We start from the raw sequence: 21,169 nt of genomic DNA, 5'->3' as shown, positions 1-21,169 counted from the left end.
AATTGCACTAAGTTAATGTATGTTTTGGGACAGCACAAAGCACTTAATCACCAATGTTCGTACTATCATTTTTGCGTTTCTTAACGTAGTACTCATTAACCGGAACGGATGATTTTGGCTGATTTACGCGCTGAATTTTATAATTCCGGTCGGCTAAACTCGCCGAAGGAGTATGATCAATTGTGACACCCCCAACTGGCTTCGTATTTGGCATCTGGTTTTTATAGTTGGCTAAACGGGTATCGCTCAACGCCGGTTGTTTCACATCAATACCTGCTTTATTTTCCCAACGACGGGCGGCAGCAGCCTGATTTGGATGCTTATAATTATGAGTGGAATATAGGGGGTTATTTAGCGGCTTGCGCACTCCTTCGTATTGGGAAAAAGCTTGCTCTGACAACGCTATCAAGCTGATGCCAGTAAGCAAAACGGCTACAATTTTCATGGCTATTTTATGGTTTTGTTGTCTAACAAAGTAATGTGGTACCAGATTAAAAAAACAATTAAAATAACCACTATATTTTTAGTTAAGGCACATTTTTACGCATCATCCTAAAAATAGACTCAGAATTGACGAGTTCTTTGGCATTTTCTAGTATAAACCATTGAATATTATTAATTTCTTCAGAAGAGCCAAATGGTTCTGTTGGGTCAGCTTCGAGCAAAAATCGTATATCATAATGAAGATGCGCTGGTACATCCTTACGAGTGGGAATCTCATGAATATCTACGTCAAAAATAGCATCGGTTACAACAGTTAAGGAGGCCAAACCTGTCTCTTCCTGCGCTTCACGCAAGGCTACAGCCATCACATTGGGGTCACCATCAGCATGACCGCCGGGCTGCAACCATCGGTCAAGTTTTCGATGATGAATGAGAAGAATTTGCTGGCGATCGGGGCTAACAATCCAGGCTGATCCGGTTACGTGACCAGTGAGCAATGACCGCTCAAAGCAGTAGGGGTTCGCCTTAACAAACTCGATGGTTGCCTGTGTCATAGCCTGCTCTGTAGCATCGGCGGAGATGTGCTGTTGTAGCAACGAGAGCAATGGTTCGCGGTGCATAAGTTGGGTTTTCGCTTAAAAAGCCGCAATTTGTGCTGATTTTTCAATAGTCTATAGACAATCATGCGCAAACTTTCGCTTACAGCAGCTACCATTTGCTTAGTTGCTCAGTTAACCACCGCCCAAATTAAATTGCCGTCACCTAGTCCTGGGGCATCTGTTATGCAAACCGTCGGCACAACCGACTTAACCGTTACTTACTCACGCCCAAGTCTAAAAGGTCGCGCACCCTTTACCGATGCATTTGTGCCTACCAGCAAAGTCTGGCGGACAGGCGCAAACGGGGCTACGGCGTTCACAACATCGACCGATTTGATGGTTAATGGAAAAACACTTCCCGCCGGAACCTACGCGATTATGTCGATTCCTGAAAAAAGTGACTGGACATTAATTTTCAATAAAGACAAGTCCGTTACCGAACAGACCTACAAACATGAGGAAGATGCCTTGCGCGTCCCGCTCAAATCGGTGACGGGTGGTGAAAAAATCGAAACGTTCACGATTGGTTTTAGTGATGTGACAGACAGCACCGCTAAACTAAATATCATGTGGGCTGACGTGAAAGCAACTGCCGATTTGAGTGTGGATGTCAATGCAAATTCAGCCGCTAACGTAGACAAAGCCGTGGCAGAAAAGCCTGAAGATGCAGCTGTTTTGCAGGCAGCGGCTAATTATAATCTCTCGAAAGGCCGCAACCTAGACCAGGCATTAAGCTGGATAGACAAGTCGATTGCCCTGAAAGAAACGTTCCGTAACCTATCTGTGAAGTCACAGATTCTGGCTAAAATGGGTAAGTTTACAGATGCGATACCCCTGGCAGAAAAAGCCCTTACTCTCGGACAATCGTCCAATGATCAGTCATTTACTTTCTTCAAGGATGGTATCGAGAAAAGCCTTGCAGAGTATAAAGCCAAAATAACAACGATGCCTGGCATAAAAAGCGGGAAGGGCAAGAAAAAAGCATAAGCAACACTTTCTTAAACGCAGAAGAAACCCGGCCGGAGTGGCTTGTTCTTACCCAAATTTATGCTCGGTTTGGTTTAAGCAGCAATAAGCGCTTGCCACCCTTTAATTTAACTACCGGTTATCCTCAAGCGTCTAGCAAGCTACATAAAAAAGCTATCCCGGCCATGTGTCCGGGATAGCTTTTTTATGTAGCTTGCTAGCCTTTTCTCCCGCTCTAACCCTCCAATGCAGACGCTCCGCCCAGAATACCTTGCTGAAATCGCCCGCCAAATTGGCTCGCTTAGCGCCTTTCTGGGGGGCTTTGCGGCAGCCTTCTTCGGCACGCTGCTTGCCCTTAACTCCCCTCAGCGCACCATCAGTTGGGCCCTCGTCAGTGCGGCCTTCGCATCCATGGCGTTCGTGGTGGCAGTGGTGGCCTGCACCAATCTCGTTATCATCTTACACCCTCAAGCTCCCACCAGCATCGCCCCCGAAAGCGGAGGAGCTCGGGTTCTGGCCGTACTCGGCTTTCTACTCGGTGCCTACGCTCTGCTGCTGAGCATCGGGCTAAGCGGGTGGCTGCGCTCGCGCCGTATGGGTGTGGTGACCTCAGGGTTGGCCACCGGCGCGGGCCTGCTGGTAACGTGGCTGGTCATCAGTCTGTAAAAACCAGCCTAATCAGCTTGTCCTTACGCAAACGTTGGAAGTCGGGTAGCTGGGGCGCAAGTAGGACGTCTTCAACGAGTAAACGTAAGGTTGTGAAGCCGTGCTACAGGGTAAGGTCTACCAGCTGGGCGGTAAGCAACTGGTGTTAGTCATAAAAAGAGAGCCGACCAACTGGTCGGCTCTCTTCTAAAATTGGGTAAGGACAAGCTACAGCTAGTCGGGCTTCTTATGCGTTTAACGGGTAACGGTTCGTTGTAGCACCCAAGCAATGCCCACAACCAGTAAACACCCAATGGCATTGAGCCACAGAAAGGCTGTCAGGTCCAGATACCAGCTGACAACAACCAACACTTCGGCGATAATAGCCGCCCAGAATGTGGCTCGGCCACCAATGGATTTAACGTAAAATGCCACCACGAATACGCCCAGGATAACGCCGTAAAACAACGATCCCAAAATATTGACAGCCTCAATCATACTGCCTAGTCGATTGGCAAATTGCGCTACCACAATACAGAATGCACCCCAGCCCACCGTAGCCCAACGAGATACATGTAGGTAGTGAGTATCGTCGGAGTCGGTCTTTATCAGTCGTTTATAAACATCCACTACCGTTGTCGATGCCAGTGAATTATAAGCGGAGGCAATAGACCCCATCGATGCGCTGAAAATTACGGCAATGAGCAACCCAATCAGGCCATGCGGCAGGTAGTCTAGCACGAAGCGCAGAAATACGTAGTTAACATCGTTCGTATCGGCAGCCGGATTATTTTTTTGAATAAGTTTTGTAACGTCGGTTTTAACCAGCTTGAGAGCCTCGTCCGTTTCGCGCAACACCACGCCTGCTGCATCCTGCCCAGCCTCGTTATCGGTTTGCAAAGCCACTTGCATATCAGTTACGGCCCGCTGCCGTTGCGTTGTCAGGTTTTGATGCTTGATTTCGGCAAGTTGATACGCAGGTGCATACTTGCTTTCTTTTAGCCGGTCAGTTTCCTGCTTATTAAAAAATGTTGGCGATGGATTATACTGGTAAAACACAAAAACCAGCACGCCCACCAGCAAAATCAGAAACTGCATCGGCACTTTTAACAGACCATTCATTAACAAGCCCAGCCGACTTTGGCCAATAGACTGCCCCGTTAGATACCGTCCTACCTGCGACTGGTCGGTGCCGAAATAAGAAAGTTGAAGGAAGAACCCACCAATTAATCCCGACCAAAGGTTATACCGACTGCTCGGATCGAATTTCAAATCAATCAAGTTCATGCGCCCAGCTTTGCCAGCTACGTGCAAGGCATCCACGAAACTGACGCTCTCAGGTAACATTTTAACCGTCAGATACCCAGCCAATGCCATTGCAAACGTAACAATGGCCATTTGCTGAATGTGGGTATACGATATGGCTTTTGTGCCGCCCGTTACAGTATAAACGAGCACCATACCGCCCATAAGTAAATTAGTCCAATAGATATTCCAGCCTAAAATAGTCGAGAGAATGATAGATGGGGCATAAATCGACAAACCCGTCGAAAGACCACGCTGGAGTAAGAACAGCCCCGCTGTGAGGGTCCGTACGCGAATGTCGAAACGGGTTTCGAGAAATTCGTAGGCCGTATAAATCTTCAGCTTATGAAAAATGGGTACGAACGTTACGGAGAGCACTACCATTGCCAATGGTAAACCAAAATAGAATTGTACAAATCGCATTCCGTCCGTAAACCCTTGCCCCGGCGCCGACAAAAACGTGACGGCACTGGCCTGAGTAGCCATTACCGACAGGCCCACATGATACCAGGGTAGCGATTGCCCCGCCAGCAAATAATCGTCCATGCTACGGCTACCCCGGCTTCGCCACAAGCCATAGGCCATAATGCCGACCAACGCCAAAGCTAAGACACTCCAGTCAATTACGCTCATGATAACCAGCGCATTAGACCATAAAAAAATAGGATTTCGGCAACTAAACTACCAATAACGATCGCGTAAAGCTGCGTCCATGATCGGGCAAAAGGGGGTAAATCGGTAGGATTCTCAGGCATAAAAGGTGTCTTATCTGACTATAACGGCTAAAATAGCGGAAATTGGCGTAACGGGTCAGATTATCCCACAGAACATATTACTTCCAAATTAGCATAGGGAGTAAAGGTAATGATAGAATTAGATGTGAGGGCCAAAATGGTTACGGTTTGCCAATGATCAGGTTATAGCCGAGATATGGCAAAAAACGTACCTGTTTACCGTAGCTGTAATAGTTATTATTATAGACTAAACCGGTTAAACCCAGATCAAAGGCATGACGTTGGCGGTCAAGCCGGAGTGCAAACGATAAAGAAACCTGCTCACTATTGTCATCATAATAATAATTGTACGTTCCCAAATTGACTCTACTATCGCTGATGAGTGTTAGAGAAGGTGACACTTTCTGCATGATTCCCAACGTCAGAAACGACTGGTTAGGCGTGTGAACATCAATGTACACGGGTACCGACGAGTAATACATAGATTGGTATTGATAAATATGCTGTGCGCCACGGCTAACCAAACCATACCCAAGCGTTACATTTTGTTGACTGGTACCAAAAGAGCCAAGAGCCTGAAACGTGAGTGACCCCCTCTTGTATGTATTACTAACAGCTCCATCCTTATATAGCACATTCAATCCTACTCTAAATTGATTACTAACCTGTACGCTAAATTTTGAAAACAGTCGGGAATGAGATTGAAAATACCCGTTAAATGTATTGTTGTTAACACTGGACAGAAAAGAACTTGGTGTAATAAAATTGGCACCAACGCTCCAGTTACGCGTAATGCCGTAATCAAATTCATTCAGAAGCAGAAATGTATTGCGATAATAAAATCGCCCTTTTTCGGGATTATAAGCAGTCACGCCCATTGTCAACCAGGGCGAAAAGCGATTTGGAAATTTGGGACCAGTGGCTAAAGAAAAATCAGCCGATTCCAGGCTAATGGTATCAACGCGGACGAGTAATTCAGGCTCGAAATAGGTCAGCTGCCCGTTTTTCTTTCGTACGGTAATCATCGTACTATCGCGACGGACAAATTTACCGACCACCTGCGAGCCGTCTTTCAAAACAAAAATAGTGGCGGGTGCCTGACCTGCACGAACGGCCATGTCAAGGCGGGTAGCCGAGATAGTTACAATTTGGTCGGCCTCTATAAATGACCGATCGCCATCCCGTTTTATAACCGTAATAATCGAACTATCCTGCCGAACGATGCGCCCCCGTACCATCGACCCATCGTGCAGGAGTACGTACGACTGTTTTCGCTGCATGTCTTGCGGAGCGATTTTGATTAGTTGCGCCCACAACATAGCTGGGCTTAGTAACAGGAAAAGAAGAACTGTTTTCATGGTTAGGGTTGTTAGGATTCACAGAAGTATTATTTATTGATAATTTCATTATGCAGACGGTGACAAACCGGCAGTTATTTTTCGAGCATATAGCTCAGACCTCCGATTTTCCATTAGGGTTGGAAATTGAGCGGGCTGAAGGCATATATCTATTTGGACAGAGCGATCAGAAGCCTTACATGGATCTGATTTCGGGGATTGGCGTTAGTAATATCGGGCATCGGCACCCGCGCGTATTAGAAGCCATTCAGAAGCAGTTGGATAAGTATCTTCACCTGATGGTTTATGGTGAATATGTACAAACACCACAAACTCAACTGGCTCATGCCTTAACCCAAACGCTGCCACCGAGCCTGAACACGGTCTACTTTACCAACTCGGGCACCGAAGCCGTAGAAGGGGCTATGAAACTGGCGAAACGTTATACGGGTCGCACCGAAATCGTCAGTTGTTTCAATGCTTATCATGGCTCAACGCAGGGCGCGTTGTCGCTCTCTGGCGACGAAAATTTTAAACGAAATTACCGTCCTCTCCTACCCGACATTCGTCATATTCGTCCCAGAAATTGGCATGATATTGAGCAGATCAGCCACCGCACAGCCGCCGTTATAATGGAAGTCGTTGCGGGCGAAGCAGGCGTTCGTGTACCCGACGCGGCATACTTGCAGGCCGTCCGCCAACGCTGCACCGACACAGGTGCGTTACTGGTTTTCGACGAGATTCAGACGGGTTTTGGCCGGACGGGAACATTCTGGGCGTTCGAAGACTTTGGCGTAATTCCTAACATTCTCTTATGTGCCAAAGGCATGGGTGGCGGTATGCCCATTGGTGCTTTTATTAGTTCGGCGGAGATCATGAGCGTATTCAGAAACAACCCGATTTTGGGTCACATCACCACGTTTGGCGGTCATCCGGTTTCATGTGCGGCTTCGCTGGCAACATTGCAGGTAATTCAGGAACAGAAACTCTATGACCAAGCCGAATCCAAAGGTCAATTATTCAGGCAGTTGCTGAAGCACCCGGCCATTCGGGAGGTGCGTGGCAAGGGGTTGATGCTGGCTGTTGAGTTTGAGTCGTTTGCTGTTCTGAAGCAGGTTATTGACCGGGCTATAGAAAACGGGGTTATCACGGATTGGTTTCTGTTTTGTGATAATTCAATGCGCATTGCCCCACCGTTGATTATTACCGATGATGAAATTCGGGAAGCCTGCTCGGTAATTTTGGATGCCATTGATTGCGTAACTCTGGCCTAAGGAAACAACACCGATAGTGTTCCAAGCAGCAGCGCTATTCCAAAAATAATCAGCAGGCCAATCAGCACAGTTTTAAGTAAGCTTCCTTCCTTTTTTGGTGTTTGATTCGTCATAGTAAGAGTAGGCTTTCCCGATTGGTACACAGCGGTAATTGACGCTTTATTGTACACCATTTCATCTGCCAAAAATCAAGTTCGATAAATAGGTCACATTGTACTTCTCCAGTCTGTAGCCCACAGGTGGCTATCCTATCAGCAATAGTTACCGCCAATAAGTTTGTGCAGACACAGACCGGAGAAGCTTATTTAATAATTTGTGTATTACAGGGGAATGTTGCCGTGTTTTTTCTTCGGTAGGGTTGCTACTTTATTTTCCAGCATTTTGAATGCCCGAATTAGTTTCTGGCGGGTCTGGTCGGGCATGATAACCTCATCAACGTACCCCCGGTGCGCAGCCCGGTAGGGATTGGCGAACTTCTCGGTGTAGTCCAGCACTTTCTCCTGCAACTTAGCCTGTGGGTCGTCGGCTTCGGCAATTTCGCGTTTAAAAATAATTTCGGCGGCCCCACTAGCGCCCATTACGGCAATTTCGGCTGAAGGCCAGGCATAGTTCAGGTCGGCTCCAATGTGCTTGGAATTCATCACATCGTAGGCACCACCGTATGCTTTGCGGGTAATAACCGTAACACGGGGAACAGTGGCTTCACAAAAGGCAAATAGCAATTTTGCCCCGTTTGTAATAATACCATTCCATTCTTGATCGGTACCGGGCAAGAAACCGGGCACATCTTCGAGTACTAAAAGCGGCACATTAAAACAGTCGCAGAAGCGCACAAAGCGGGCAGCTTTGGTACTGGCGTTGATGTCGAGTACACCCGCTAATACAGCCGGTTGGTTACCAACTACGCCAATGCTTCGCCCCCCAATTCGAGCAAAACCCACAACAATATTCTCGGCAAAATTCTGGTGAACCTCCATAAAACTCCCTCCATCGACTAGTTCCTCAATCACCTCCCGCATGTCGTAGGGCTGGTTTGGATTGGTAGGAATGATCGTGTTGAGTGTAGGACGCGACTCATCCGATGGCTCATAACTAAGCATCGGCGGTTCATCTTCGCAGTTTTGCGGAACGTAGCTAAGTAAGCGCTTGAGGCTTTGAATGCAGGCCAGTTCGTTGGCACAGGCAAAATGGGTCACGCCTGATTTGGTGCTATGCGTGCTGGCTCCCCCCAGTTCTTCGGCTGTAACGGTCTCGTGCGTAACCGTCTTTACCACATTTGGGCCGGTCACAAACATATAGCTCGTATGCTCGACCATGAAAATAAAGTCTGTAATAGCCGGACTATAAACGGCCCCGCCCGCACAGGGTCCCATGACGGCTGACAGTTGCGGAATAACCCCTGATGCCCGCGTGTTTCGGTAAAAAATATCGGCGTAACCCGCCAAGGAGAGAACTCCTTCCTGAATCCGGGCACCACCAGAATCATTGAGACCGATCAGGGGAGCACCGTTTTGCAGTGCCAAATCCATGAGTTTACAAATTTTTTCAGCGTGGGTTTCCGACAATGCACCCCCGAAAACCGTAAAATCCTGCGCAAAAACGTACACTAATCGTCCGTCTACCGTTCCATAACCCGTTACGACTCCATCGCCGAGGTAGTGTTCTTTATCCATCCCGAAATCGCGGGTGCGGTGCATTACAAACTTACCGATCTCCTCAAACGAGCCTTCGTCCATCAGCAGTGCAATGCGTTCTCGAGCCGTCAATTTACCTTTAGTGTGTTGGGCATCAATGCGTTTCTGGCCACCACCGAGTTCGGCTTCGGCATTTTTTTGGGCCAGAACGTCGGTTTTAGACAGCTTGGGAATGTTGATAGGATTGGACTCTGAACGGGTTTCAGTAGACATGAGGTTGGCCTTAGCGAAGTCAAGTGTTAACAAAGTTAATTTTTCTTACGGATTCCAACGATTTTGCTTTTTCCAGACTACCCATTGGACAAATTACGGTTCCCTAGTTTCCAATGGGGCAAAAATTCGCGTTTCTTTGTAGCAAACTGCGAATAACTGCCGCTTGAGAACTCGATTTATTTTTACTAGTCTCGTACTGATGTGGCCCTTGTTTGCAATCGCCCAATCTATCGGCGGACAGCGCATCTTTTCTTTTCTAGACCTACCCACACACGCTCGTGTTGCGGCTCTCGGTGGGCAAGTCGCTACGGCGGTCAGCCCCGACGGTGCCTATCAACTCAACAACCCCGCTCTAGCCGATTCTGTCCGCAAAAATCAATTGTCCATCAGTCTGATGCCTTATCTGGCTGCGGCCAAATACTATACTCTCCAGTATGGCTTGCCCATACAAAATAAGGATCCAGACCGGCATTCTGGATGGGCAGTCGGGTTGCAATATCTCAGTTATGGCCAGTTTAACCAGACAGACCCGATGGGCAATTCATTGGGTACGTTTTCGGCTAACGATTATGCGCTAAGCCTCACCCACGCCCGCACAGAAGGCAATTTTACGCTCGGTGCCACCATTAAAGCAGTCGGCTCATCTATTGAGATGTACTCCGCCTTTGGCATTTTAGGCGATTTTGGTGGAATCTGGAGACACCCAAAAAGGGATTTAAGCTTCGGGCTGGTCGCCAAAAATGTCGGTTATCTTATCAAAAACTATGGCCCGACAGATGCCAATCTACCCTTCGATTTGCAGGCTGGAATGACTATAAAACCCCAGCATGCACCTATCCGACTAACCGTTACTGCTCACCATCTGCAACGCTTTGATATCGCCTACAATGATCCGAATCTTAATACTACGTATGATCTCAGCGGCAATCCCATTCCACAAACGACCAGCGTAACGGAGAAAATAGCCCGGCATCTGATTGTTGGAGCCGAATTGCTGATCCATCGAAATGTACATCTGTTAGTGGGTTATAGCCACCAGAAACGGGCAGAAGGCAAACTCACGACAAGCGGAAGTAGCCTAGGTGGAACCACCTTCACAGGAACGGGTATTTCGTTTGGGGCGTCGGTACAAGCACGAGGTTTTCAGTTGACTTATGGCCGGTTTACATCAATCCCCACAGCGGGTACCAGCCAGTTATCGCTACGAATAGACTTAGATCAAATTCTAAACAAATAGCCCCTCTGGGTATAATCAACGGAATACGTTTGGATTCAGTAATCGGGCAAACAAATCATACCCGAGTACCAAATCTGTCACAATTATCTAGCCCGCTTTTGCAACGCATCGCGGGACAGCGTGATTAGGTGACCAATGGGTTTCCCGGAGCGGTACGTTATTGTACGGAGTGTAATTGGACCGTCGGGTAGGTCGATGGGTTGAGTGTATCGAGTGGAGAACTGGTCCGGCATGGTATCATCGATCGTATAATAGATGTCCAGGCCCGGAATTTCGCCTTCTAGTTCAAGCCGTAATTTGTCACCATTCTTAGTCGTCTTAATAATGGCATCGTATATAGCACGTGAATAATTGATTTTGGCAACATCGGCACGCTCAAAATGCGTTTCCATGCGCTGCACGAAATTAGGCCAGTTTTTCACTTCTTTAGGCGACCAAAAGACTTCTGCCAGTGCCCAGCCACGCGGATAGGTCATGTATTCGGCATAGCGGAGAGTCGGTATTTGCTCTGTCCAGAGGTTTCCCTGACCACCCAAAATATACTTGGCATCTACTCCATCGGGAACAGGCTCATACCCGTAGCTTGTCCGGGTGCGCAGGGCAGCATAGATGGGTGGCTCAATAGTGGGGTCACCCTGTACGTAATCCAGATACGCAAAAGTGCTGGGCGTCATCACAACGTTGTGACCGGCCTGAGCAGCTTCTATACCACCTTTAATGCCCCGCCAGCTCATTACGGTAGCCCCCGACGAAATACCGCCCTCTAAAATTTCGTCCCACCCCAACAATTTCTTGCCTTTTGCCATCAGAATTTTCTCGACGCGACCCATGAAGTATCCCTGCAAATCTTCGACGTGCCGAAGATTCAGTTGCTTCATTAACGCCTGACAACCAGGATTCTGTGCCCAATAACCTTTGTAGCACTCATCGCCCCCAACGTGAATATACGGATTTGGGAAAAGCGCGGCCACTTCGGTAAACACCTTGTCTAAGAAGTCATACACTTTCTCATCCGACGGATTCAGCGTATTTTCCACTTTCATTTTAAAGGTGCCATTGCCGTACCATTCCGAGAAAGGCGTTCCGGGATTAACGCTAACGGCTGCTTTAGTGCAGCTTAATTCCGGATAAGCTGCCAGAGCTGCCATGCTGTGACCCGGCACATCAATTTCGGGCACTATCGTCACGTTACGCGCTTGTGCATAAGCGACAACCTCCCGAATATCGTTTTGCGTGTAGAATCCGCCATAGGTGGCTGGTTCGCCGGGTTTTGGCTCGGCCAGGTCGCCATAATGCCCTGATCGAGCCACCCGCCATGCACCTACTTCGGTCAGTCTTGGCAATGATTTGATTTCAATGCGCCAACCGTTATCGTCGGTGAGATGCCAGTGGAACGTGTTAAATTTCAGTTTCGCAAGCTGGTCGATATATTGCTTTACCTCATCTTTCGTAAAAAAATGACGGCTTACGTCGAGCATAATACCCCGCCAGCCGAAGCGCGGGTAATCAGTAATTTTGACAGCGGGCAACGTCCACGTTCTCGTTGCAGCGTCTTTACCCTCAATTTCTTTCGGCAGGAGTTGAGTTAGTGTCTGTATCCCATAGAACAACCCAGCCGGGCGATTGGCTGTAATAAGTACCCCTTTTGCTGAGACATCGAGTCGATACCCTTCCTGACCAAGCTGGGCATCGGGCGTACTGGTCAGATTGAGTTGAATTGTGCCAGTCTGGCCCGACTTCGCGACTAGTCCAAAACCAGTTGGCCTGTTTAATTGTTGACTGAGTATATCGGCGACAGCCCGCCCTTCAGCTTGATTATACTGAATTGTTGTCTTTTTGTTGAGGGTGAAAATGCCATTCTGCGGCAGTATACTGACGGGCTGCGGAATTAAATTAATTGGTGACTGAGCGCGGGCAGAGGCAATGCAAATAATAAAAAGAAATAAGCGACTAAGATTCATGTTGCGAGTGATTAATAACTATATGTAGGGCAAGTTTGGTCAAAATTTTAATGACAAGAGAACCAACATCCAAATTTACTATACCCCATTGGCACATTTTCCCGTTTCCTGCGTTTCTTTGACAGGGAGCATAATGCACTCCATTTTCCTCAATGACCCAATCATTAAAAGACCTTACACCCCGGCAAATTGTTGCTGAGTTAGACCAGTACATTATTGGCCAGAACGATGCCAAGCGTAACGTGGCCATTGCCCTGCGCAACCGCTGGCGCCGAATGAACAGTTCAGCCGATATGCAACGCGAAATTACCCCCAACAATATTCTTATGATTGGGGCAACAGGCGTTGGTAAAACCGAAATTGCCCGGCGGCTGGCAAAAATTGCCGATGCTCCTTTTATTAAAGTTGAAGCCTCAAAATTCACCGAAGTCGGTTATGTTGGCCGGGATGTTGAAAGCATGGTGCGCGACCTGGTTGAGCAATCAGTCAATATGGTGCGGGCCGCTAAAAAAGAGGCCGTACAAGTCAGAGCTCAACAGTTAGTTGAAGATGCCATTCTGGACATTTTGATCCCACCCGTCAAGCCCGCCAACGGCAGCAGTCAACTGGGTTTCGACAATGAGAAAAAAGATTCTGACGCAGAGTTGAACGAACGCACCCGCGAACGTTTCCGTGATAAGATCCGCTCCGGTGAAATGGATGACCGCAAAATTGAGATCGACGTGCAGCAGACACAAACGCCAAACATTGGTGTTATGGGTGGTGCAGTCGATGATATGTCGATGATGAACATTCAGGAAATGATTGGCGGTATGATGCCTAAGCGCGGCAAAAAACGTAAAGTGACCATCGCCGAAGCTCGTAAAATTCTACTGGAAGAAGAAGCCGCCAAGCTCATTGACATGGACGAGGTGAAGGAAGAAGCCATCCGAAAAGCCGAAGATGCCGGAATTATTTTCATCGACGAGATTGACAAGGTAGCCTCTGCCCGATCAGGCAACGGTGGGGGTGGCCCCGATGTTAGTCGCGAGGGCGTACAGCGCGATCTGCTCCCGATTGTGGAAGGTAGCGCAGTGAACACTAAATATGGCGTTATTCATACCGACCATATTTTATTCATTGCGGCTGGAGCCTTTCACGTTGCTAAACCCAGCGACCTGATTCCCGAATTGCAGGGCCGTTTTCCTATCCGGGTCGAACTGCAAAGTTTGTCGGAAGATGACTTTTACCACATTTTGAAAGAGCCAAAAAACGCCCTCACAAAGCAGTACGAAGCTATGTTAGAAGCCGAAAATGTTGGCCTTACATTTCAGGATGATTCCCTGCGCGAAATAGCCCGGATTGCTTTTGAGGTAAATGGTGAAGTCGAAAACATTGGCGCACGCCGGCTACAAACGGTGCTTAGCCACCTCATGAACGACTTCATGTTCGATATTCCTGACGTAATTGGCGCCAACGCACACGTTGTTGTCACCAAGGATCTTGTCAACGAAAAATTAAACGGATTAGTCAAAAACCGCGATTTGAGCCAATTCATTTTGTAGTGTTGACTCCATCCCGGAAGGTAGGTTTCTGTGGTGGCAGTTTCTCAAAACTGCCACCACAGAAACCTATAATTTATCGGCTAGGCGGATTCAGTCTTACGATACGGTTCGCTCCGCTATAATTCGTATGCGCTTATAGTCGGCATACCAACGCCCGTCACGAAAGTGTGTTGAACGCAACTCCATGTTAACATTTTCCAGAATAGCGGCTTTATCCTCGGAACGTACTCCTTCAAAAAAATACGCGCCAAACTGCTCAATCCAGTCGATCAAACCCGTTTGCGGATCACTTAACAAGGTCTCGCGATCATAGTGTTGCGCCAGCTTAACGGCAAATCCATTCCGCTCGAGAACGGGCGCGTATTCGCCAATGGATGGAAAAAACCAGAAGGGTTTAAAGTCGTACCCATGAGCCGTTAGCTGCCGGGCTACCGCCCTAACTATAGCCGCTACATTATATTGGCCCCCAAATTCAACCACTAATCGGCCAGCCGGTCTCAACGCAGCAGCCATCTGCCGAACAACAGCTTCATAATCACTAACCCAGTGTAACACGGCGTTGGAAAATATAGCGTCGAATTTCTCGGTGAATGTGAAGTTAGTCGCATCCATTTGACGCAACTCAAGTGCTGGAAACTGTGCGTGTGCTTTTGCCAGCATCTCCGCCGACGAATCAATTCCAACAACCTGAGCACCTCGTTCGGCTATGTGTTGCGTCAGTTCGCCAGAGCCACAACCAAGATCGAGAATCCGTTCGCCCGGCTGCGGGTTGAGCAGGTCAAGCAGCCCTTCTCCAAATTGGTAAACGAACGAATGTTTCTGCGTATATGATTCACTATTCCAGTTCATTGCGTGTAGGGTAAAGAGATAGTAGGTAAATAACCTGGTCAATGGCCCGATCGGTATCGGCCCGCTTACGGTCGGGCGAATCGAAACGATTGAAGGGCCGCAGTTCCAACACGAAAGTTTCCTCAACGACTTCGTCGGCGAGTGGTGTGTAGCGTTTGTGAGCCGTCACGTTTACCGGAATCAGGCCATACTGAGTTTTGAAGCGGGTTAATAAGTAAGCCAGCAGCTTTTCAATGTCTTCTACTGGAACGCCCTCGGCCGGTATGAATCTAACTTCGGCATGATTACGATCAACCAGCGTCTGTTCATTGGGAGAATAATGCCCTTCGCAACTCGAAAACGTGCGAACCAGCCCGGTGTTGGCGATTGCCTCAACTAGCGGGCGGATTTTTGGCTCCAACTCATCCATCACGGTTCGCCATCAAGTAAGGCTACTTCGTCGGCCTCATTCATTTTATGACGAAGAGTCTGCTGACCTTTTCGCCAAAACCAACCCAGGTAGGCAACAGCCGCTAACGCCAGTCCGCCCGCTACGGCAAATGAAGCATCTATCCCCGATTCGCCAGCAATATGGTTATGCAGCCAGCCTGCTGTCAAGGCGCCTATACCAATGCCCGCTTCAAGAGCAATATACATCGTAGCCATAGCTCGACCCCGCGTTTTCTCATCGCTCAAATCGGCAGTCCAGGCTGTTACTGTTGGTGAGTTCATCCCCCACGACATTCCGTAGCAAACAGCCGATGTCCAAAACCAGACCGTCGAATCGGTGATAATTAGCATCCCCATCGAAATGGCAAGCACTACCGTTGAGATAAATAATACGGGAATCCGCCCATACCGGTCAGATGTTCGGCTAAATAGCAATCGAACACCCAGAGACGCCACCGTATAAACGGTAAAGAACAAGCCATTATTCGTGATACCGAGCGGTGTACTAAGCTCTGAAATGATCGTTAATATCACCCCCGAAGAGAACGACTGTAGCAACAGCACAATAAATGGCGGAAGAGCCTTTTTATCGAAAATTTCGTTCTTCTTTAGTTTTAACAGGCTAAGCCGGAACGGCTGTGGATTAGCCAATGTCTCTGGCATTTGGAGTAAAATCCCAATTGACAACAACGCAAATGCCGACGAAGTCCAGAACATAACATTCATGGAAAAATCCTTGGCCAACCAGCTACCAATAGCTGGGCCAAGCGACATACCCGTTGCAGTAAATAGCCCCAACATACCCATTGCTTCGCCCCGGCGCGTAGACGGTACAATGTCTGCAACGTAAGCTGAGGTAGCTGTGGGCTTGGTACCGGTCGAAAAACCATGAATAAGCCGGAGCGTGAGAAAGCCCCCAACCGTAAGCAGATAAGGGTATAGAAAACCACAGACAAAGCACACAATTGAGCCGAAAGCCATAACTGGAACCCGGCCAACGGTGTCGGTAATTTTGCCGCTGAATGGCCGGGAGAACCCTGCCGTCAATGTGAAGAGCGCGATGATAAATCCGATATATTCCTTGCCTCCCAGTTTTGTCAGGTAGGCGGGCAATTCGGGAATCATCATCGAAAAGCTGGCCGAAAACAGAAAGTTACTAACAGAAAGTAACCAGAACGAGAGCGTGTAAAGAGAGGGGCCGCGCGAAGCCCGTCGTGTAAAAAGTGAGCGAACGACCAAAATAACTTGATTTTGTTCGCTCGAATTTACAAAGATTTTAGCGAAGGTGATGATAAACCTAGCAGTTTACGGTCGCTTCGCGGTGTTTTGTTTCTGAACTTTGCACCGCAACGGCGAACCGTAAATGCTTCTACGAATTTCCTCACCCGCCGTTTTGCCAAACCGATGTTAGCGGTTCGTTATTTTAGGTATTTGAACTATCAAATCTATCTTCACATTTTTACTCAATCCTCGATTGCCTCAATAGCAAGTTGCTTAAGTCGCTCCAAGTGTTCCTTCATGGCCTTGAGCTGTTCTGGGGAGTGGCCTTGCCAATCTGTGACCTCACCAGAGACCCGAAGCGGATTCTTAGAGCGGTATGACTTTGTTGGATTTCCGGGGTACTTCTTGTCCGTCAAATTGGGGTCATCTTCAATCGGGCCTGTCGGCTCTACTGTATAAATTCTGCCGGATCCTTCGCCCAAGGCAAGTTCAGCTCCCCAAGTAGCAGCATCCAAAGTGGCACTTAGATAGACATAGGACGCCTTTTTTCTCTTACCATAGTTTGAATTAAAGCCGGGCTCAATCAGATCTCCCGGCTTCAGATTGGCCTTAGTGCCATGATAGAACCTCTGTGAACTCAGGTCGTAAGTAGGCTCTATTGACTTGTCCTCACCTCTGGTTGCTTTCATTGTCGTTATATGTTTGTGAATGTCTTTTCGTGTCTGCTCGTGTGTCAGTTGTAATAACCGCTAACGGTTTAGAGCTTGCCAATGGTGGGGAACTTCAGACCAACTCTTGTACTAAAGCTAACCGGGTGGCCGATGCCAAATTGAAAAACTTGACGTGAGCCGGTGTTCGTCAGCCCACTATTGTAAAACCCTATTGGAGACTACTCTTTCTTCTCAGCTTGTCAAAATGGAAGGTCATCTGCTAAACTTGTTTGGTCGGGTTTTATCCTACGAAACCGAAGTAACTGTTGATTTGATAAAATCCAGTTTTCTCCTGTTTAGTGTCTGCTGTGATTTCGGCAAAGCAGATTGCACTTTCAGAAATTCCTTTTTCAATTTCGTCAATTGGAATTCTTACACTCAAATCCTTATCTATTCGGTAAGCATCAAAACCTGCTTTAATTATTGCTGGCTCAAAGATGTCAGCAAATTTTTTGTCAAATTTATCGTTATCAAAAGGTTGAATTACGAAGCATTTTTCCATATTCGTTTTTTAAATGTATCGTTTTAAGGTAACAATTTACTCGTGGATATACGTATATTTTACGAGTACGCCCAAATCTAAATACAAGGGTGACAATTAGACGATACCTTTTATGCCCCTGCTCAGTAACCCGAAGCACAGCAACTGAAAACTAAAGAAGTTATAGCAAAGACCTATTTAGGTTCCGGCGTATTATTCCCTCCGTCAACCACAAACCGCCACTGACCATCACGCTGGCGTTTCCATACGGTCACGTAAACGCCATATTGGGTGCTCCGTTTGCCCGAATAGTCTTTTTTGGTTAACATCCATTGCCCAAACGTGTACCCCAACTCGCCCGACTGGGCCGCGTCAGCTTTGAGTACTTGCCAAGTCAAAACGGGACCATCAGCGGGTAGGCGACTCATCTGCGCCCGAAGTGAGTCGAAGCCAACGGTGGGTTCGGCACCATCGTTTAGTTTAATAACATCGTCGGAGGCATACGTAGTAAAAGCTTTAGCCATGCCTTGTTTTTCGGATAAAATGCTAAAATTCTGATCAGCTTCCCGAATTTCGTCAATGGCTTTCTGGCGCATAGCTGCCGTGGGATTCATGGAACGAGGACTCTCAACACGAGTACGACACGATGACATCAGAACAATAATGAGTAAAAGAGGGAATACGTACTTCATGTTTGGTAGATTGATTGGTCAGTTTTGACGTAAATTTGCGCAATAAAGTAAACGGTATAATGCACTGGTGATGGCTGGTAACTGAGCCGTTATTACTAGCCAGTATAGTGTTATTATTTAACCATTATACGTTTTCTATCGTACATTACCCATTTTTTTACTATGTCGCGTAACATACAAATCGGCCTGTTTCTCACTGTTTCCATCCTGCTGACGACGTTTACTTTTTATTTCTGGCAGGTTTTTAGAAGCCCTAACCTGCTGGTTCAGGATAATGACAAAACCTTTGCGTTACTGATTCCGCGTGGATCTACGTTTGAGTCGGTTATGGATACGCTCAAAACGCACAAGGTCATCAACGACGAAACCTCGTTTCGGTTCCTGGCTAAGATGATGAAGTACCCTGAGCGCATCAAGGAAGGCCGTTATGAAATTAAGCCCCTTATGGGTAACCGCGACGCGTTGTCCAAACTGCGAAGCGGCAGTCAGGACGCAATGCCGGTAACATTTAATAGTATGCGGCAAAAAAGTGACCTCATTCAGCGGCTCGGCAGCAAGTTTGAGTTTGGCTCCGATGCACTTGGCAAACTACTCAACGATCCGGCAACCTGCCAGAAATTCGGCTTCGATACGACAACCATTGTTTGTCTCTTTCTGCCCAACACCTACGAGTTTTTCTGGACTATAAAGCCGGAGGCATTTATGGAGCGTATGGGTACTGAATACAAGAAATTCTGGTCTCCCGACCGTCAGGCCAAAGCGAAAGCGTTAGGACTCAGCCAGACGCAAGTTCAGGTGCTGGCGTCGATTGTGGCTGGCGAAACCAACAAACGTGACGAGCAACCCCGCGTGGCTGGCGTTTACCTGAACCGTCTGAAACGCGGTATCAAACTCGAAGCTGACCCAACGGTGATTTTCGCCCTCCGCGATTTCGGCATTCGGCGGTTACTGACACGTCAATTAGCCGTTGACTCCCCGTACAACACATACCGGTATACGGGTCTTCCGCCAGGTCCCATCAATTTGCCCGCTCCCGGCACCATTGACGCAGTTCTTAACGCAGAACAGCATGATTACCTATTTTTTGTGGTTAATGCCAGCTTCAACGGCTACCATACCTTCTCGAAAACGCTGGCCGAACACATAGCGAATGCCCGATTGTATCAACAGGCCCTCACCCGAATGAAGATTATGAAATAGACGGTGTATATGGTAAGTGAACCCGTCTACTTGCTACTCATTGACTTACCTACTTATATGATTATTCACGACGTTACCGCTATTCGGGTTCGGTATTATGACACCGACCAGATGGGCATAGTTTACTATGGAAATTATGCCCGTTTTTACGAAATAGGCCGGGTTGAAGCCCTGCGACATCTGGGCCTGAATTACAAAGACATAGAAGAAAGTGGTATTTCGATGCCCGTCTATGACCTCAACTCAAGATTTATCCGCCCGGCTAAGTACGACGATCTGCTGACCATCCGCGTCACAATACCGCAAATGCCAAAAACCCGGTTGATGTTCGGCTATGAGATTTTCAATCAGGATGGTCAACTACTTAATACCGGCCAAACAACGCTCGTATTCGTCCGAACCGATACCGGTCGTCCCTGCTCAGCTCCAGCTGATTTAGTCGAGGCAACTAAACCTTTTTTTGAGCGATAGGTTCCCAAAGTAGTACGTGACTGGCAATTAGTGGCGGCAGGATACGCTCGTAAGCAACACTAAACTACTAATTGCTGATACTTCTCAATAAATTATTAATGATTAACGATGCCCGCTATGTTTGACAAACTAATGAGTGTTAAGGCATTGCGAAAAATCCGCGTTTGGTTGCACAGCCATCATCCTTTCAATTCCAGGATTACCTGGTACGCATTTTTGAAGAAGATGGTCAGTCAAATTGCGGACAACAACACTAGTGAACGGGCAGCTTCTGTATCGTATAGCCTTATTTTAGCCATTTTTCCCACAGTCATCTTTTTTTTTACACTTATTCCCTTTATCACCTTCATTCCTAACCTTGAAGAGCAGATTATGGGATTTTTTCGGGAATTATTACCGGGTGACACGTTTAGTACTGTAGATACAACGCTCCGCGACATTATTAGCAGACCGCGTAGTGGTGTTCTGTCATTTGGTTTTTTACTGGCCTTATATTCGGCTACGAGTGGTTTGGTAGCTATGATGCAAGCGTTCAATTCATCTTATCATTCTAATGAAAGACGAGGATTTTTCAAGGTTCGAATTGTGGCTATCGGGCTAACGTTCACCCTGGCATTTGCCCTGATTTTAGCCGTTGTTGTCTTGATTATCGGCGGTGTAGTGAGCGATTACTTACTTCATTTTGGCCTGCTCAACAATGTTATTTTCATTAATCTATTAGCTATTACTCGCTACTTAATTGTGTTCGCCGTTTTTGTTGGAACGGTTTCGGTTATTTACCGATACGGGCCGGATGTGAATATGAAGTGGGCCTTTATTACCCCCGGTGCCATTACAGCTTCGTTATTAATCGTGCTGACTACACTGGGCTTTTCATATTACATTTCCAATTTTGGTTCTTATAACAAAGTCTATGGGTCAATTGGCACACTCATTGCTCTAATGATATGGATAAATCTCATCTCGTTGCTGCTCATCATTGGTTTTGAAATGAATGTAGCCCTTTATAGCCTCGAAGGAGATAGGAATCCGAGTGTTGCCGCAAAAACAACAAACGCCACCCCGGAGATTTGAGATGACGTTTGCAAAACCTAACCCATAAATGTAAAGACACAGTTTCAGGCTATCACCAAAACTTGGCACACCCAAAATGTGTTCTCTTC

General features: G+C 47.4%; 20 protein-coding genes. 8 read left to right on the top strand and 12 right to left on the bottom strand.

Translation table 11 applies throughout. From position 1 onward, the window contains the following. Positions 1-43 precede the first annotated feature (43 nt). On the bottom strand, positions 44-445 hold the full coding sequence (locus ACFS25_RS08965; protein ID WP_381498888.1) for a hypothetical protein: 402 nt from the start codon (positions 443-445) through the stop codon (positions 44-46). A gap of 82 nt (positions 446-527) precedes the next feature. Then, positions 528-1,064, bottom strand: a complete 537-nt coding sequence (locus ACFS25_RS08960; protein WP_381498886.1) for an NUDIX hydrolase — start codon at positions 1,062-1,064, stop codon at positions 528-530. Between the two features lie 63 nt (positions 1,065-1,127). On the opposite strand from ACFS25_RS08960, the gene ACFS25_RS08955 reads away from it, so the two are divergent. Both ACFS25_RS08955 and ACFS25_RS08950 read left to right on the top strand, forming a co-directional pair. Beyond that, on the top strand, positions 1,128-2,030 hold the full coding sequence (locus tag ACFS25_RS08955) for a DUF2911 domain-containing protein (protein ID WP_381498883.1): 903 nt from the start codon (positions 1,128-1,130) through the stop codon (positions 2,028-2,030). Between the two features lie 225 nt (positions 2,031-2,255). Beyond that, positions 2,256-2,675, top strand: a complete 420-nt coding sequence (locus tag ACFS25_RS08950; RefSeq protein WP_381498880.1) for a hypothetical protein — start codon at positions 2,256-2,258, stop codon at positions 2,673-2,675. 234 nt (positions 2,676-2,909) lie between these two features. Here the strand turns inward: ACFS25_RS08950 and ACFS25_RS08945 are convergent, their stop codons facing one another. Beyond that, complete coding sequence (locus ACFS25_RS08945; RefSeq protein ID WP_381498878.1) at positions 2,910-4,592, bottom strand: sodium:solute symporter; 1,683 nt, start codon at positions 4,590-4,592, stop codon at positions 2,910-2,912. A 262-nt stretch (positions 4,593-4,854) separates the two neighbouring features. Further along, entirely contained in the window at positions 4,855-6,051 is a 1,197-nt protein-coding gene (locus ACFS25_RS08940; RefSeq protein ID WP_381498875.1) for a hypothetical protein, read from the bottom strand. 50 nt (positions 6,052-6,101) lie between these two features. Between ACFS25_RS08940 and ACFS25_RS08935 the strand changes: the two genes are divergently transcribed. Further along, a complete protein-coding gene (locus ACFS25_RS08935) occupies positions 6,102-7,304 on the top strand; it encodes an aspartate aminotransferase family protein (RefSeq protein WP_381498873.1) in 1,203 nt (400 codons plus the stop codon). 320 nt (positions 7,305-7,624) lie between these two features. Here ACFS25_RS08935 and ACFS25_RS08930 read toward each other — a convergent pair whose 3' ends face one another. Beyond that, positions 7,625-9,211: an acyl-CoA carboxylase subunit beta gene (locus tag ACFS25_RS08930; RefSeq protein ID WP_381498870.1), complete on the bottom strand. Its 1,587-nt coding sequence runs from the start codon at positions 9,209-9,211 to the stop codon at positions 7,625-7,627. 163 nt (positions 9,212-9,374) lie between these two features. Here ACFS25_RS08930 and porQ point away from each other — a divergent pair, with 163 nt between their 5' ends. Further along, on the top strand, positions 9,375-10,448 hold the full coding sequence (porQ, locus tag ACFS25_RS08925; RefSeq protein WP_381498867.1) for a type IX secretion system protein PorQ: 1,074 nt from the start codon (positions 9,375-9,377) through the stop codon (positions 10,446-10,448). Positions 10,449-10,531: 83 nt separating this feature from the next. Here porQ and ACFS25_RS08920 read toward each other — a convergent pair whose 3' ends face one another. Continuing rightward, positions 10,532-12,409: a beta-N-acetylhexosaminidase gene (locus ACFS25_RS08920; protein ID WP_381498865.1), complete on the bottom strand. Its 1,878-nt coding sequence runs from the start codon at positions 12,407-12,409 to the stop codon at positions 10,532-10,534. Positions 12,410-12,561: 152 nt separating this feature from the next. Between ACFS25_RS08920 and hslU the strand changes: the two genes are divergently transcribed. Next, entirely contained in the window at positions 12,562-13,953 is a 1,392-nt protein-coding gene (gene hslU, locus ACFS25_RS08915) for an ATP-dependent protease ATPase subunit HslU (protein WP_381498862.1), read from the top strand. A 96-nt stretch (positions 13,954-14,049) separates the two neighbouring features. On the opposite strand, the gene ACFS25_RS08910 is transcribed toward hslU, so the two are convergent. The 6 genes from ACFS25_RS08910 to ACFS25_RS08885 form a co-directional block, all read right to left on the bottom strand. Further along, positions 14,050-14,802, bottom strand: coding sequence for a class I SAM-dependent methyltransferase (locus tag ACFS25_RS08910; protein WP_381498860.1), 753 nt, complete (start codon positions 14,800-14,802; stop codon positions 14,050-14,052). Continuing rightward, complete coding sequence (locus ACFS25_RS08905; protein WP_381498856.1) at positions 14,789-15,211, bottom strand: hypothetical protein; 423 nt, start codon at positions 15,209-15,211, stop codon at positions 14,789-14,791. Before ACFS25_RS08905 ends, ACFS25_RS08910 begins: the two co-directional genes overlap by 14 nt. Beyond that, positions 15,211-16,470: an MFS transporter gene (locus tag ACFS25_RS08900; RefSeq protein ID WP_381498853.1), complete on the bottom strand. Its 1,260-nt coding sequence runs from the start codon at positions 16,468-16,470 to the stop codon at positions 15,211-15,213. The genes ACFS25_RS08905 and ACFS25_RS08900 overlap by 1 nt, the downstream gene beginning before the upstream one ends. A 224-nt stretch (positions 16,471-16,694) precedes the next feature. Continuing rightward, positions 16,695-17,111 (bottom strand): NAD(+)--rifampin ADP-ribosyltransferase, encoded by a 417-nt coding sequence (gene arr / locus ACFS25_RS08895; RefSeq protein WP_381500831.1) that lies wholly within the window; start codon positions 17,109-17,111, stop codon positions 16,695-16,697. 292 nt (positions 17,112-17,403) lie between these two features. Then, positions 17,404-17,664 (bottom strand): 3'-5' exonuclease family protein, encoded by a 261-nt coding sequence (locus ACFS25_RS08890; protein WP_381498850.1) that lies wholly within the window; start codon positions 17,662-17,664, stop codon positions 17,404-17,406. A gap of 173 nt (positions 17,665-17,837) precedes the next feature. Next, on the bottom strand, positions 17,838-18,335 hold the full coding sequence (locus ACFS25_RS08885) for a YybH family protein (protein WP_381498847.1): 498 nt from the start codon (positions 18,333-18,335) through the stop codon (positions 17,838-17,840). A gap of 162 nt (positions 18,336-18,497) precedes the next feature. Between ACFS25_RS08885 and mltG the strand changes: the two genes are divergently transcribed. From mltG to ACFS25_RS08870, 3 genes are all read left to right on the top strand, one after another. Beyond that, positions 18,498-19,535 carry an endolytic transglycosylase MltG gene (gene mltG / locus ACFS25_RS08880; protein WP_381498843.1) on the top strand — a complete coding sequence of 346 codons (1,038 nt, stop codon included), beginning with the start codon at positions 18,498-18,500 and terminating at the stop codon, positions 19,533-19,535. Between the two features lie 57 nt (positions 19,536-19,592). Further along, positions 19,593-20,006: an acyl-CoA thioesterase gene (locus tag ACFS25_RS08875; protein ID WP_381498840.1), complete on the top strand. Its 414-nt coding sequence runs from the start codon at positions 19,593-19,595 to the stop codon at positions 20,004-20,006. 117 nt (positions 20,007-20,123) lie between these two features. Then, on the top strand, positions 20,124-21,080 hold the full coding sequence (locus tag ACFS25_RS08870; protein WP_381498838.1) for a YihY/virulence factor BrkB family protein: 957 nt from the start codon (positions 20,124-20,126) through the stop codon (positions 21,078-21,080). Positions 21,081-21,169: the final 89 nt, after the last annotated feature.

The sequence above is a fragment of the Spirosoma flavum genome (assembly GCF_042686045.1).
GTDB lineage: Bacteria > Bacteroidota > Bacteroidia > Cytophagales > Spirosomataceae > Spirosoma > Spirosoma flavum.
This window is presented reverse-complemented; position numbering and strand designations above follow the sequence as displayed.